The sequence below is a fragment of the Pseudidiomarina andamanensis genome, from assembly GCF_009734345.1.
GTDB classification, from domain to species: Bacteria; Pseudomonadota; Gammaproteobacteria; order Enterobacterales; family Alteromonadaceae; genus Pseudidiomarina; species Pseudidiomarina andamanensis.
This window is the reverse complement of record NZ_CP032551.1, coordinates 1878599-1893032: the sequence shown is the minus strand read 5'-3', so window position 1 is coordinate 1893032 and position 14434 is coordinate 1878599. Positions and strand designations below refer to the sequence as shown.

Genomic DNA, 14434 nt, shown 5'->3' with positions numbered 1-14434 from the left:
TAATGCCCTCTCAATCGTTTAAATTGGATTTCCAACCCCGAAAAACTTATGGGTCTTACCCAAGTAACGATTGAGAGAGCATATTAGATGCAACTTTTTTAAAGTATGACAATATCGGTTACAAAAACCACTGGCCCCGTAGGCACATCAAGTGGTGAACCACCAAGTGGCTCGCGGCTAACAGCAAGTGCTGCAACATCATTTAAATTGATTTGTGTGTCTATTGTTAGAACCCGTTCACCCTGTTGCGGCAATAAACCAAGCGAAATAGGCGCTGACCCCGATTGCGGTAACATCCACAACTGATAATCGGCATCGGCTCTCTGCTCGATGTTACCAACAGCGTTTACCATTAACGTTTGCCCCTGCTGTTTTATTAGCCACAGCGTTTGTGCATCATCATTTTGAACCACAGCCACGCGCTCAATAGCCTGCGGCGTTGGCGTAAATGGCGCCACAAAAGTAAGCAAGTTAAGCAGTAATAAAGCCGCCGCCGCCGAGAATCCCCACAACCACCATGTATTGCGACTCTGTTCAGCTTGTGTCCAACCCAATCGACGCTCGATCTGATTCCAAACTTTCGGAGACACCTCGCGCTCAGGCACTGTATCCGTTAGCGCATAAAGGTGCTGCTCCCAAAAAGTCACATGTTCGCGTAGCGCAGGGGTAGTCATTAATAAGCGCATGAAGCGTTTTCTGGCGCCACCGCGCATGCTACCAATAACGTAGCGCGCAGCTAATTGATGTTGAATTTCAGTTTTATCACTCATCGTTTTAGGCACCTTTTAAGATTTTCCAAGCCACGACGAATCCAACTCTTCACTGAACCCAACGCTTCACTCAAGTAATCGCTTACTTCTTGATGGCTCAAGCCATTGATATAGGCAAGCTGCAGGCAGTGACGGGTTTGCGGCTGCAATTCATCCATACATAGCTTGAGTTGATGGTTTTCGTGCAATGAATCTAAGGACTTATCTAAGGTATCGACAGCTGGTAGCTGGTCGGGTGTATCTTCATATTGCATGCTGTTATGACGGTTACGCATCAAATCGATTGACCGATAACGCACCATGCTAATTAGCCAGCTCATGACTGAGCCCTTGGTAACGCTGTAATCTGACGCCCGATGCCAAACTTTGATGAAGGTGTCTTGAACAGCATCCTCGGCGGCGCTCTCGCGACGAACAATAGCGTAACTGACTGAGTAAAGCTTAGCGGACGTTGCCTGATACAGGCGCTTGAACGCTTCTCGGTCACCCAGTGCAATTTGCTGAAGCTCCCTCTCCAACGAAAGTGGTGACGACATAGTTATTTCCCTTTTTATTGTGGTAATACTTAAGTTACGATCTTGCTCGCTATTTAGATTCACTTATTTAGGTGAAACGCCTTACACTACCCTCACTATAAAATCCGCAAGGGTCACAAAAGAGAGAACACCATGGGGTTAATCATAAAACTTATCATTGGTATTACCGTTGGCACATTAATTGGGCTCTATACGCCTGAATGGGTCACCCAACTACTATTAACGTTCAAAGAGCTATTCGGTCAATTATTATTCTTTACCATTCCGTTATTAATTTTGTTCTTTATCACCAGTGGTATCGCTGGTTTACCACAGAATTCTGGCAAATTGCTTGGCCGCACCTTGGGTATCGCTTACCTATCAACCATTGTGGCGGGTACCGTTGCATATTTTGTCGCGAGTTTTGTCGTACCGATGTTAACCACCGCTGCTAAAACCGCTCAGACTGCCGATGCTAAGGTTTTAGAGCCATTCATCACTCTCGACATGCCGCCCGTGTTTGGCATCATGACAGCGCTTGTTTTAGCGTTTATTTTCGGGCTTGGTATCACCGCAACTCGCGCAGAACAACTCAAACAAATTTCAGACCAAGGCCGAGACATTATTGAGTTACTTCTCGGTAAGGTCATCATTCCACTATTGCCGTTTTACATTGCTGGCGTATTTGCTGAAATGGCTGCCGCAGGCACCGTATTTGGTACGCTTAAAACATTCGGTATCGTCTTGTTACTCGCTGTAGCACTGCATTGGGTGTATATCATCAGCATGTTTACGGTGGCTGGGTTAAAAGCCAGTATCAGCCCTGTGACGCTCATTAAGAACATGCTGCCAGCTTACTTTACGGCATTAGGCACCATGTCGAGCGCTGCAACCATTCCAGTGACTTTACGCAGCGCCAAAGCAAATAAAGTGAATGACGATGTCGCCAACTTTGCGATTCCATTATGTGCAACAACGCATTTAGCCGGCTCGACCATTACGATTGTCAGTTGCACCATCGCGGTGATGTATTTGCACAGCGCTTTAGCAATTCCATCATTCTTAGCCATCCTGCCATTTATTTTCATGCTCGGTGTGGTGATGCTGGCGGCGCCAGGCGTACCTGGTGGTGCGGTAATGTCTGCGGTCGGTTTACTGGGTTCAATGCTTGGCTTCGGTGAAACCGCCATTGCGTTAATGATTGCGCTGTATATGGCACAAGACAGCTTTGGTACGGCGTGTAACGTGACCGGCGATGGCGCCATCGCGCTTTTGGTAAACCAAGCATCTAAAGCCGAATAACGCACTATTAAACTCTTTATAAAAACGATCAAAAAAGCCGCTGATATCATCAGCGGCTTTTCTTTTATTACCAGAAGACCTTCGAATTAGGCTTCGTTCGGCACGATTCGCAATTCAACACGGCGGTTGAGTTGACGGCCATCAGCAGTGCTATTATCTGCTACCGGCATGGTTTCACCATAACCGACAGTAGTCACACGACGCTGGTCAACACCATTGCCTACCAAGTGATTACGTACAGCCAACGCGCGATTCTCTGACAAACGTTGGTTGTAGTTGGCGTCACCTGTACTATCGGTATGACCTTCCACCAACATCGTGGTTTTTTCATAACGGTTAAGTACCTTCGCAACATCAACAAGCACTGGATCAAAGCTTGAAGCAATAGTCGTGCTATCAACGGCAAACGTCACGTTACTTGGTAATTGCAGACGAATATTGTCGCCATCACGAATAACTTGAACGCCGCTACCTGCTAACTCTTCACGGAACTCGCGTTCTTGTTTGTCCATGTAAGCACCAATAGCACCGCCTGCAATAGCGCCAGCTACGGCACCCCATACATAACGACTTTTATCGTGATCGCCGGTACCTTTACCAATAACGGCACCAGCAATAGCGCCAATGGTCGCGCCTTTTTGCGTATTACTCATGTTGGCACAGCCGGTAACCACAAGCGAAGATACCGCCACTGCTACTGCTAATTTCTTCATCATGCTGATATTCCCTTTTGCAACTGAACGTTACATACAATTTAGCACAGTATAGATTTTCTGCCTTTGTGTTTGCTTGAAATTAACGCTTCGTTACTTCTTATTTCGCACAAATAAAGCTACCACAGCCGAGGTAATCACGCCCATAACAACGGCACCAATGACTGCTTGAATCATGTAGCTTTGCAGAGAGAAATAATTGAGCGCTTGAGGTTCGGTCATATTGCCACTGCTTACGGCATACTCCACCATATTGGCGAAGAAGTGCGGTGACACCAAAGTATGGGCGAGCCACTGCGTTAGCGGCGAGAGAATGGCCACTACAATAGTGATACCAACACCGCACATAAACCCTTGTTTCCAGGTCATTTCGCCGTTTAATTCATGCGTACGTTTCTGCCGTAAGGCAAGTACATAAATGGTAATTGCAGCCACCGCGAATAAGTTCGTCCATATTGCATGCTGAGCAATCAGTGTGCTGTGCAAACCAACCACACGTTCAATCAACACCCACAGCAACATGGCGACGCTAAAAATAAAGCCCCAACGAATTTCTAATTTATAATTATTCATCAAGCACCTACTTGTACTTTGAGTACGTTGTTTGGGTTAATCGGTGGCAACCCGTGCTCGAATTCGTTTGATCGCTTGGCTATGTAACTGCGATACACGTGATTCGGTAACATCGAGTACTGCGCCAATCTCTTTGAGGTTAAGTTCTTCTTGATAATAGAGCGTCATGACTAATTTTTCACGCTCAGGAAGCATATCAATTGCTTCTACTAATAGCTGCTTTAGCTGCGCATTGCCAATTTGAGTTTCTGGCTCTGTATCTTCGTCATCGTTAGTTTCATTACCGGGAGTTTCAAATACCACTTCGTCGTATGACAAAACCAAGCCATTGTTGGTATCGAGCAATAATTGATGGTATTCGTTCAAATCCATGTTCAATTCTGCGGAAATTTCGCGTTCTTCGGGCGGGCGCCCAAGTCGCTGCTCTAGTTTACGAATGGTTTGCTCTAACTCGCGACCATTGCGCCGAACACTGCGAGGGAGCCAATCGCGACTACGCAGTTCATCAATCATCGCACCACGAATACGTTGATGAGCATAAGTCGAAAATGCCACACCCGAATCAGGATCAAAACGGTCGACACAGCTCAGTAAGCCTTCAACACCAGCTTGAATCAAATCATCCACATCAACGCCTGCAGGCAGTTTAACTTTTAAGCTAAACGCTTGGCGCCGAACCAGTGGATAATACTGTTCGATTATACTGTGCTTGTTGAACTTACCTTCAGCTGTATACATAATTTTCAGCCCGAAAATACCAAAACATCAATGTTGAAATATTGGCGCGCAACCGTTTGGATATTCGCTAACAGCCCTTTTCGCGCCATCGGTGGATGCAGCGCAATAATTCGCTGCGGCCCATTCACTTCATGAATTCGTTTTAACGCGCGATAGGCCCGTTGAAAGCTATCTAAATCGCCCTCTACCCAAATTGCCCAACGCGGGTAGTTTGCCACTAACTTATCAAACTCAGGGTAGTCTATCGATACCGGAATAACGCGCCATCTATCAGCAGTACCAACCCATTTCATACCATCTTCTGCCCAGCGATGAAACACTGACGCGGCCTTCAGCGCGTACTCTTCATTCAATTTAGGCAACCCAAGAACGACAACTTGTTCCAGGTTATCGGCCGCTTTCGTCGCAGATACTTTTTCTGATACGGCTTCGTTTGCCTGGTCATCACCATTACGCTTGGCTGCCCACTGCCGCAAACTTGCTGCCTGATCACTCATACTTAACTTATGCCTCTACTTCACGGCCTGCTGCCACTAATGACTCGTAGGCATGCATCACGTGCAAAATTGCGGGAAGCAGTTTATCACCTTGAACGCGACCGCGCTTGCCACTAATACTAAGAAGCTCGCCTCTTAACCCAGCAAACTGCGCGGCGCCATGATATTCAACGTGCAAGGTCACTGCAGCTAATGCCCCGGCTAAAGCCAATTGCGTGTCGCCGTCTAAATCAAGTTTCCCTAAAGCACGCCATGCCAGACGCGTCAGTCGGGCATATTCTTCCAGCTGCATCATGGTGCGCGCACGCTCAACCACTTGTTCTGCTGTGCAATGGCCATCAGCTAACCAATAACGGCGCTGTATTGGGTTCTTACTCGGCCCGCCATGTAACTCGCCATACACCACTTGAACCAATTGCTGAGTCTGTTCTGATTCTGCCGCAGCAACGGTAAGTTCAAGACGGCGACGCTCGCCACGATAAAGAATAGTGTGCTTACTTAAGGGAATACTGTGTTTTTTGACCAACTCGCTAACGGCTCGCGACTGACCTTGAACCTGTACTTTGTGATTCAGATTCAACGTAGCTAACCAACCCGTTTGATGTTCAGAAAAAACGCCCAGCAAGTCGGTTTGCGGCAGATAATCAAACAATTGCACCGGCGCTAACGCCATATCGGGTAACACTGGTTCTTCAGCGCTGTGAAGAACCGGCGGCAGTAACGGCAAACCTTGCTTACTTAAACCTAAATGCGGTGTTAAATGATTCCAACCTTGCAACGGTTGTGGCGCCGCCCATCGAATCATATTGAGTTCATCAGGAAACGCTGTGTTGACCCAGCTTTCAGGCAATACCCTATGCTTCCAAGCCTGCACAAGCTCTTGAAAATGTGGTACCTGATGGCGCAACGCCTGCATGCTCGATTGAATTAAATGGCCGTGTGCGAATACTTGCGACGGTTCGAGCTTTTCATCGCCATGCTCCCACTCCGTTTCAGCGAGTGCTGACTGACTGACCTCAGCCGTCAATGAGTCCGCAACCAATTGCTCCACATCCGGCACTTGAATATCTTCAGGAACACGTTGCCCTGATGAAGTGGCTTGAACCGTCAGTTTATGTCGTATGACGGTATCCAATACACCACCCATGCGCGCCGTTTCATCCAATTTTGTCAAAATGCAATCGTGGATAGTCAAATCACTTTCGCTGGCAATACGCTGATAAATACGAGCTACTTCATCGAGGGTTTCTTGTTGCGCCGCTGCATTCAGCAATAACACGATACGCGTCGAATCATGATTCTCGGCGCTGCCAAGTGCCGCAATTTTTTGCGCGAGGCGCTGATCACGCTGACTCATGCCGACGGTATCAACCAATACCAAACGCTTGCCTTGCATCTTTTCTGCCAATGAATCTAGCGTATCGCCATCCGCCAATGCGTGCATTTGCACATCAAGCAGCTCGGCGTATATCGCTAGTTGCTGCTGCGCGCCGATACGATAGCTATCGGTAGTCACCAACAACAAACTATCGTTGCCATGTTGCATGACATAATTCGCAGCTAGCTTCGCAGTGGTTGTGGTTTTACCCACACCAGTTGGCCCAACAAGTGCCATCACGCCTTGATGTTGAAGCAACTCCCAATCATGTACTTGCATGTCTGACTGGTGGGAAATTCGTGCGACAACTTGCTGTTGTAGCCACTTTAGTGCTTCAGCATAAGTTTTATTGGAGTGATTTAATGTTGACGGCAGTAACGCGACTAATTGACGACTCAGTGTATCGCTATACCCCCCTGCGCGAAGCTGTCGATACAGCCGTTTACGATTGTCGTCCGGCACTTTGTCGCCTTGCTGTTGATGTAGCATGGCACGCATATCTTGAACATCGCTCAATAACTGCTGAGCAATGCCGGAAAAATCTGGTGTTGTGGTTGCCGACTCATCTTCAGCATCATGAAGCTTTGCCAAATCGGCTTCACCAATGGCAAAAATTTCTGCACCTTGCGTTGTCTTACGTGATGAAACAATAACTGCGTCATCGCCCAGTGCATCACGGACTTTGCGCATCGCATCTTTGTGGCTGGCTGCTCGGAAGCGCCTAATGGTCATTGTGACCCTCCAATAACACTGACTACTTTAATGGTTCTGTCATCTGGAATTTCGGCTTGCGATATTACCACTAAATCACGGAGCTGACGGCGTAAGAAATGCGACAATAACGGGCGCAACTGATGCGGCACCACTAACACAGGTGCCAAGCCCAGCGTTTCTGCCTGACGCAGTGCTTTTTGAGTTTGTTCCTGCAACGTCATCGCTAATCCTGGTTCCAGTGAACTGTTTTGTTGCAACGCTTGTGACAGCATATTTTCCAGCGAAACATCTAAACCAATCACCTGCAATTCGCGCTCGCCACCAAACCATTTCTGCGTGATATTTCGACCAAGAGCAATACGAACACGCGCCGTCAATTCATGAGCATCAGCTTGCTGCCCTTCAAACTCAGCCAACGTATCAAAAATAGTGCGCAAATCGCGAATCGAAACATCTTCTTCAAGCAAGTTTTGTAGCACACGCTGTAACGTGGTTACGGTAACACATTTTGGCACCACATCTTCGACTAAGCCTTTGTTTTCTTCTGATAGTTTATCAACCAACTGTTGCACTTCTTGACGACCGAGCAAGTCAGATGCGTAACGTTGCAATAGATGGTTAAGATGCGTCGCAACCACGGTACTCGCGTCAACAACTGTATACCCATAGATTTGAGCATGTTCGCGTTGATCTTGACTAATCCATTTCGCGGGAAGACCAAACGCAGGGTCTGTGGTGTCGATACCTTCAACTTCACCACTCACCTGACCTGGATTGATCGCTAACCAGCGATCTGGATAAATTTCGGCGCGCCCAATTTCTCCACCTTTCAAGGTAATGGTGTAGGTGTTGGGGTTTAACTCAAGGTTATCGCGAATATGAACAACTGGTGGTAGAAAACCTACTTCTTGTGCGAACTTCTTACGAACGCTTTTAATGCGGCCAAGTAGTTCACCTTGCTGGGTATCATCTACCAAGGAAATTAAACGGTGGCCAACTTCCATCCCCAACGTATCAACCAACTGAACGTCATTCCAACTGGCTTCTGGTGCGCTGAATGACGGCGCGGGCGCCACTTGCTCAGACTGCGTTGCAGCCATTTTTTCAGCGGTTTGCTGCTTGTGTAAGTACCATGCGAAACCGCCTAACATCGCGGTAAACAACAAGAATACAAAGTTGGGCATTCCCGGTACTAGGCCCAGCATGCCAATGACGCCGGCTGATAGCATTAACACTTTGGGGCTGACAAACAGTTGCTTGATTAACTGCTGCCCCACATCTTGCTCGGTATTTACGCGAGAAACCGTAACACCAGCAGCGGTTGAAATGATCAAGGCAGGAATTTGTGCAACCAAACCATCACCGATGGTTAACAACACGTAAGTTTCTGCTGCAGCACCGGCACTCATGTTGTGTTGCATAACACCTATCAATAGGCCACCAATAATGTTGACCACCATGATAATCATGCCAGCAACAGCATCGCCTCGAACGAACTTACTGGCACCATCCATTGAACCGTAGAATTCTGCTTCTTGTGCGACTTCTTGACGACGACGACGCGCTTCTTCTTCGCCAATTAAACCAGCATTCAAGTCAGCATCAATAGCCATTTGCTTACCGGGCATGGCATCAAGCGTGAAGCGAGCGCCCACTTCGGCTATACGCCCCGCGCCCTTTGTAATAACCATGAAGTTGATGACAACGAGAATTAAGAACACCACCAACCCAACAGCAAAGTTACCACCCACCAAGAACTGTCCGAACGCCTCAATGACTTTACCGGCGGCATCGCCACCGTTGTGGCCTTCCATTAACACAACACGGGTTGAAGCAACGTTCAGTGACAAGCGTAGCAGGGTCGAAAACAGCAAAACCGCTGGAAAAGCAGCAAACTCAAGTGGCTTTTCAGTGAACATGCTCACCAACAAAACCATTAACGACAGCGCAATGTTAAACGTGAATAGAAAATCAAGTGCAAATGGTGGTAACGGCAGCACCATCATCGCTAAAATCATGAGGATGAGTACTGGCCCAACTAAAACCTGTAAGCGTGCCGAACTGAAGCTCCCTGCTAGGGCATTCATGCTTAACTTCATGGTGCTGGTACCTCGTAATCATCAGGAACTGAAATATTGGTTGGTGTTGGCGGCGTCAGCGCAGCCCCCTCACGAGCTCGTTTTAACTGAAATGCCCAAGCCAAAACTTCGGCTACAGCTGTATACAACGGCGCAGGAATTTCATGCCCCAAATCAACATGCATATGCAATGCCCGCGCTAAGGGCGGTGCCTCTAAGCGCGGCACTTGATGCTCGTCACCAAGCTCACGAATACGTTGTGCTACGAGGTCGGTTCCCTTAGCGACAACGCGCGGGGCGCCCATATTACTATCATCATATTTCAATGCGACTGCATAATGCGTCGGGTTGGTCACAATCACATCTGCTTTGGGTACTTCGGTCATCATGCGACGACGAGCCATGGCTTGTTGTTGTTGACGAATCTTACCTTTGACATGCGGATCACCCTCGGTTTCTTTGTTTTCGCGTTTCAATTCATCTTTCGACATGCGCAGCTTTTTGGTGTGCGTGAATAACTGAAACGGAACATCAAAAGCAACCACCACCAACAAGGTTAGAATCATTAAAAAGCAGGCGAGCGCAGCCATACTCATGGCTTCACCTAGCGCCTGTTTTACCTCAAGGCTCATGAGACGCAGAAAATTTGCTTTCTGATCCCACAAAAACAGCATCAACACACTGCCAACCAACACCGATTTCGCAATCGCCTTGCCAAGTTCTGCTAACGCCTGAGTAGAAAATACTCGTTTTAAGCCCTTAATTGGGTTGAGCTTACTAAACTTCGGCGCCATCGCTTTTGCTGAAACGACCCAGCCGCCCAGTAGCGCTGGAGCAACTAGAGCCAGAACCATCATCACGGCAAACAGCGGTAATAGCGAGAACAGCGCAGACTGACCGAGCTCTAGCACGTTTTGCAACATTGGCCCCGCTTCGGAAACTTGCAAACGCTCAAAGAGAAAAGCCTGCTCCATTACCAAGCCAAGGTTTTGGTACATGGTGCTTCCTAACGCCCAAAGCACCAGAACACCACCGAATAAGATCACAAAAGTGGTCAGCTCGCGCGATCGCGCAACCTGACCTTCTTCCCGAGATTTTTGTAATCTTCGGGCGGAGGGTTCCTCTGTTTTTTCTTGGTCGTTTGTTTGCTCTTCTGCCATGACAGCAATTATTGCTGATGACAAGCAAGAGCGAAGGGCCGAAAAAAGGGGTTAGAACCCCTTATTTCTGTTTTGTTTGGTCGGTTGCGTTGGTCGCACGCTGAAATTCTTCGTTTAGTTGTCGCACATCCGGTTCTAGGCTAGCCTCAAGCTCTAGTTGATCTTGCGGGAAAAAGCCTTGGCGCTTAATAAATTCAGCCGATTCAAAGGTATGTACCACAATCGTAATTCTGCGGTTACGTGGGTCATCAGGCTCGGTTCCGTCTAGCGGAATTCGATCCGCAGCACCCATCACTAGTAATAATCGTTCGGGCTCAAAACCACCATCTAATAACGCTTTGCGCGATTCATTGGCACGATCAGCCGAAAGCTCCCAGTTGCTATAGCCACGCTCACCACCAGCATAAGGCAAGCTATCGGTATGGCCACTGATAGTAACCTCGTTCGGAATTTCATTCAGCAACGGCGCTAAGGTTCGGAGTAAGCGCTCCATATACGGTGCTATACGGTCACTTCCCACTTCAAACATGGGTTTTGTTTCGGTATCTAGCATCATGATCCGCAAGCCCTCACGGGTCACATCGAACTGTAATTGCGCTTTCAAAGCACGTAATACCGGGTCCGCCTCAATGGCGGCCTCAACGCGACGACGAATTTCGTTAAAATGCCGACGCACATCAGATGGGCGTGATTCTCGTCGCAAATCAATTCGCGCCTGCTCACCTTCCATGTGGGTTGGATCGGCGCCACCACCTTGAATCACGCTTGCTGCGTTACTTGAACGCTCACCGCCGGCCATGGAAACTAACAACGGTGTACGGAAATATTCCGAAATGCTTTGGCGATCTTTCTCGCTCGACATCGACAAAATCCACATCACCAAGAACAACGCCATTAACGCCGTCATAAAGTCCGCAAGCGCAATTTTCCAACTGCCGCCATGGTGCTTTTTGACAATTTTCTTTCGTCGAATGATTATCGGGCGATGTTCATCAGCCATGACTACGACTCCGCTTTGGCGCCACGAACATGGTCTTCTAGTTCAGTAAAGGTTGGTCGCTCAGAGGTGTGCAACGCTTTTCGCCCAAACTCAACCGCTAATTGCGGTGCGTATCCGTGCATGCTTGCCAACAGTGTGACGCGTATCACTTGCAACGTTTTCACGAGTTCAGCAACCTGGCGTTCAACGCGGCTTGCTAATGGGTTAATAAAACCGTAACCCAACAAAATACCTAAGAACGTGCCTACCAGAGCGTGAGCAATCATCGTACCCATAACATCTGGCGGCACATCGGCTGTACTGAGTGCTCGAACAACACCAAGTACTGCCGCCACAATACCGAATGCCGGCATCGCATCGCCAACTTTATGTAAGGCATCACCAGGTATTTCAGCTTCGGCCTCAAAAGTCTCAATTTCATGCAGCATGAGCTCATCGAGTTCTTGCGGATTCATATTGCCACTGATCATGAGGCGTAGATAATCGGCAATAAAATTCAGCATCATGGTGTCTTCAAGAACGTCTGGATGCTCTTGGAAAATCGCACTCTCTTCTGGATTCTCAATATCTCGTTCAACAGCCAACATACCGTCGCGACGCATTTTATTGAGCAATTTGTAAATAACCGCAAGGAGTTCTAGGTAGGTTTCGCTATTGTACTGGGTAGAGCGCTTAAACCGCTTGACTGATTGCAACGTAGCCTTAATAGCTTTACCGTTATTCGCCGCAATAAACGAGCCTATTCCGGCGCCACCTATAATCAATAACTCGAGCGGTTGGAAAATAGGGCCCAGCGCACCACCGGCTAACACGAAGCCGCCAAACACGGACAATAACACCACAACAAAACCGATCGCTATTAACACGGCCGCTTCCTTTTTCTATAAACACATCTAAAAACTTTATCGGCGCGTCAGAGGGAGACTTAAATTTCTTTTCGAATTTTTAAGGTTTTTTGTTTGAGTGGTTTTCCTGCGCGCGACGGCGGTTGGCAAACACCGCAAACATAATCGGCGTCTGGTGTGTGGGCGTGATTGACGAATTGAAGCCCGCAGCAGGTGCATTTAGACAACTGGAACATATCACTTTCAAAAAAGCGTACAAGCGTCCAAGCTCTCGTTAAAGCTAAAACTTCTTCTTCGCCGCTTAATTGGATATGTTCTTGGTAGAGTTTGTAGGCCTTAATAAAGGCCTGCATGCGCTCTAATCTCTGCCCTTCACGCAACTTTGAGTAAATATTATAGAAGAACGATGAGTGCACGTTCGGCTGCCAGGTCATGAACCAATCGGTTGAAAATGGCAGCATCCCTTTGGGCGGAGATTTACCCGACACTTCTTTATACAACCTTACCAAACGGCCGCGATTTAAACTCACCTCAGACTCCAGAACTTGCAAGCGCGCACCAAGTTCAATGAGCTCTATTGCAAGCTGCACTTGGTTGAGTTCTTCAAGAAGTTTTTTGGCGGTCATCTATGACTCTTCTTTCATATTTAAGCTGACGCCATGTACATCGCTAAATGAGTTGCCTGCATTCCGGTATCCCGTTTGTTTGTCAAAATTGCTTTCAACTGACTTACCGGACCCAAATTAGGTTGTAAAAGGCTTTGTGGTTGGCGCGCCAACATGGTTAATTCTTTCGCGGACATATCAGCAATGAGATCAGCTAATTCATCGTCGATTTTTAATCGGAAAATTGCGGTATCGCGATCTTCGACGATTAATTTCTGAACCAACATCAGATAACTGAGGTTTAATTCCTGAAGTTCAGAAATAGTCTTGCTGTGACTCATGGGAGCATTTCTCCAACACTGCTGATTGTTTTTGATTCTTGATGCGATCTTTAGCAAAATTTAACACTGTTAGTCAATAGTAAAGATCAATCTTTACAGTCTACACTTCATAATATTATGTTGCATTTTTGTTTTTCTAACTGCAGTGAAAAACGGTTAATCAGTGGCTTGCTTCCACCGACTTTGCCCATATCAACAACTCTGCAACAACTAACCAAAGCGTTTGCGGTACATACTCATCGAGATCAATTTGCGACAAAAGATCGACCAATTCTGGTGAATCATGCACAAACACATGATGTTCGTTTGCCAAGGCAATGATCTTATCCGCGATCAATCCTTCACCTTTTGCGACAACTATTGGCGCAGGTTCGAACTCTTTATAACGCAAAGCAACCGCTTTTTTGTCTTTGGAATTGTCATCGCTCATTGCGGTAACCTCGAAACAGGAATATTGTCTATTTCTACGCCAGCTCCCAACCGCAACCGCGTCATTAATCGCGTCGTAGCTTCTTGCAATGATGCAACCAATGGCTCCGCGCATTGTAACTGCATTGTGAGATGCTTTTGTGACAACCGCATCTGAGCGCGTATCTCTCCCACCTGCGGCAACGTTAGCTTCAATTCACTTGTCCACGCCGGCGGCTCTGGTTCTTCTCCTTGTTTACGACGTTGTTCATCGCGCCAGCGTTGTACCAGAGGATTCACATCAGGCTGCACCAACCACTGCAAATGCGCTTGTGGCCACAATTCAGTGTCTATGCGAATGATACCTGAATTAAGTAACTCGAGTTGTTGACCTAAAATTGTTTGTATTTGTGGTGAGTTTGCTCGAAATTGACCAAGATTATGTGGTTGCTGGCGTACCTGCATGAATGGGATTTTCTCAGCGGCCCAGCGGGCTAATAACGCTTCGTAAAATAATCCTGAGTCTTTCACAATTGTCTGCAATCGCCCCATCAGCGTCAGTGTGTCGAGCTGCGTTGACGCTGGAAATAACGGTGCATTCGGTTTGATATGCCCCCCCATGTGTTGCTGAGAAGACTGCATAGGCTGCGGCAATTGTTGCTGAAACGACTGAATTAATTGAATTAGCCTAGCGATTTGTTGACCGGCCTGGCTAAATTCAGTGGTACTTGCGGTTGCTTGAATGGGTGCCACTGGCAAGGTGTGGCGAGGTAGGAGGTCCACCGTTGAACGTTGCT

The 14434-nt window shown here is 47.5% G+C and carries 16 protein-coding genes; 1 reads left to right on the top strand and 15 read right to left on the bottom strand.

Annotation, left to right across the window (positions count from 1 at the left end; translation table 11 throughout):
- Nucleotides 1-98: 98 nt before the first annotated feature.
- Complete coding sequence (locus tag D3795_RS08995) at nt 99-770, bottom strand: anti-sigma factor (protein WP_156268066.1); 672 nt, start codon at nt 768-770, stop codon at nt 99-101.
- Nucleotides 767-1306: a sigma-70 family RNA polymerase sigma factor gene (locus tag D3795_RS08990; RefSeq protein WP_156268064.1), complete on the bottom strand. Its 540-nt coding sequence runs from the start codon at nt 1304-1306 to the stop codon at nt 767-769. Before D3795_RS08990 ends, D3795_RS08995 begins: the two co-directional genes overlap by 4 nt.
- Nucleotides 1307-1438: 132 nt before the next feature.
- On the opposite strand from D3795_RS08990, the gene D3795_RS08985 reads away from it, so the two are divergent.
- Nucleotides 1439-2587, top strand: coding sequence for a dicarboxylate/amino acid:cation symporter (locus D3795_RS08985; protein WP_156268062.1), 1149 nt, complete (start codon nt 1439-1441; stop codon nt 2585-2587).
- Between the two features lie 86 nt (nt 2588-2673).
- Here the strand turns inward: D3795_RS08985 and D3795_RS08980 are convergent, their stop codons facing one another.
- From D3795_RS08980 to D3795_RS08920, 13 genes are all read right to left on the bottom strand, one after another.
- Nucleotides 2674-3303, bottom strand: coding sequence for an OmpA family protein (locus D3795_RS08980; protein WP_173021014.1), 630 nt, complete (start codon nt 3301-3303; stop codon nt 2674-2676).
- A 90-nt stretch (nt 3304-3393) separates the two neighbouring features.
- Nucleotides 3394-3873 carry a DUF4199 domain-containing protein gene (locus D3795_RS08975; RefSeq protein WP_156268060.1) on the bottom strand — a complete coding sequence of 160 codons (480 nt, stop codon included), beginning with the start codon at nt 3871-3873 and terminating at the stop codon, nt 3394-3396.
- Between the two features lie 36 nt (nt 3874-3909).
- Entirely contained in the window at nt 3910-4611 is a 702-nt protein-coding gene (locus tag D3795_RS08970) for an RNA polymerase sigma factor FliA (protein ID WP_310942415.1), read from the bottom strand.
- A gap of 5 nt (nt 4612-4616) precedes the next feature.
- Nucleotides 4617-5108: a hypothetical protein gene (locus tag D3795_RS08965; RefSeq protein ID WP_156268056.1), complete on the bottom strand. Its 492-nt coding sequence runs from the start codon at nt 5106-5108 to the stop codon at nt 4617-4619.
- 7 nt (nt 5109-5115) lie between these two features.
- Nucleotides 5116-7218 carry a flagellar biosynthesis protein FlhF gene (gene flhF, locus D3795_RS08960; protein WP_156268054.1) on the bottom strand — a complete coding sequence of 701 codons (2103 nt, stop codon included), beginning with the start codon at nt 7216-7218 and terminating at the stop codon, nt 5116-5118.
- Nucleotides 7215-9299 carry a flagellar biosynthesis protein FlhA gene (gene flhA / locus D3795_RS08955; protein WP_216648954.1) on the bottom strand — a complete coding sequence of 695 codons (2085 nt, stop codon included), beginning with the start codon at nt 9297-9299 and terminating at the stop codon, nt 7215-7217. Before flhA ends, flhF begins: the two co-directional genes overlap by 4 nt.
- A complete protein-coding gene (flhB, locus tag D3795_RS08950; protein WP_156268052.1) occupies nt 9296-10438 on the bottom strand; it encodes a flagellar biosynthesis protein FlhB in 1143 nt (380 codons plus the stop codon). Before flhB ends, flhA begins: the two co-directional genes overlap by 4 nt.
- Nucleotides 10439-10499: 61 nt before the next feature.
- On the bottom strand, nt 10500-11438 hold the full coding sequence (motB, locus tag D3795_RS08945; protein ID WP_156268050.1) for a flagellar motor protein MotB: 939 nt from the start codon (nt 11436-11438) through the stop codon (nt 10500-10502).
- Between the two features lie 2 nt (nt 11439-11440).
- Nucleotides 11441-12304 (bottom strand): flagellar motor stator protein MotA, encoded by an 864-nt coding sequence (gene motA, locus D3795_RS08940; protein ID WP_156268048.1) that lies wholly within the window; start codon nt 12302-12304, stop codon nt 11441-11443.
- Between the two features lie 59 nt (nt 12305-12363).
- Entirely contained in the window at nt 12364-12909 is a 546-nt protein-coding gene (gene flhC / locus D3795_RS08935; protein WP_156268046.1) for a flagellar transcriptional regulator FlhC, read from the bottom strand.
- A 20-nt stretch (nt 12910-12929) separates the two neighbouring features.
- Complete coding sequence (locus tag D3795_RS08930) at nt 12930-13229, bottom strand: flagellar transcriptional regulator FlhD (protein ID WP_156268044.1); 300 nt, start codon at nt 13227-13229, stop codon at nt 12930-12932.
- Nucleotides 13230-13389: 160 nt separating this feature from the next.
- Entirely contained in the window at nt 13390-13659 is a 270-nt protein-coding gene (locus D3795_RS08925) for an EscU/YscU/HrcU family type III secretion system export apparatus switch protein (RefSeq protein WP_156268042.1), read from the bottom strand.
- Nucleotides 13656-14420, bottom strand: coding sequence for a flagellar hook-length control protein FliK (locus D3795_RS08920; protein WP_156268040.1), 765 nt, complete (start codon nt 14418-14420; stop codon nt 13656-13658). Before D3795_RS08920 ends, D3795_RS08925 begins: the two co-directional genes overlap by 4 nt.
- Between the last annotated feature and the right edge of the window lie 14 nt (nt 14421-14434).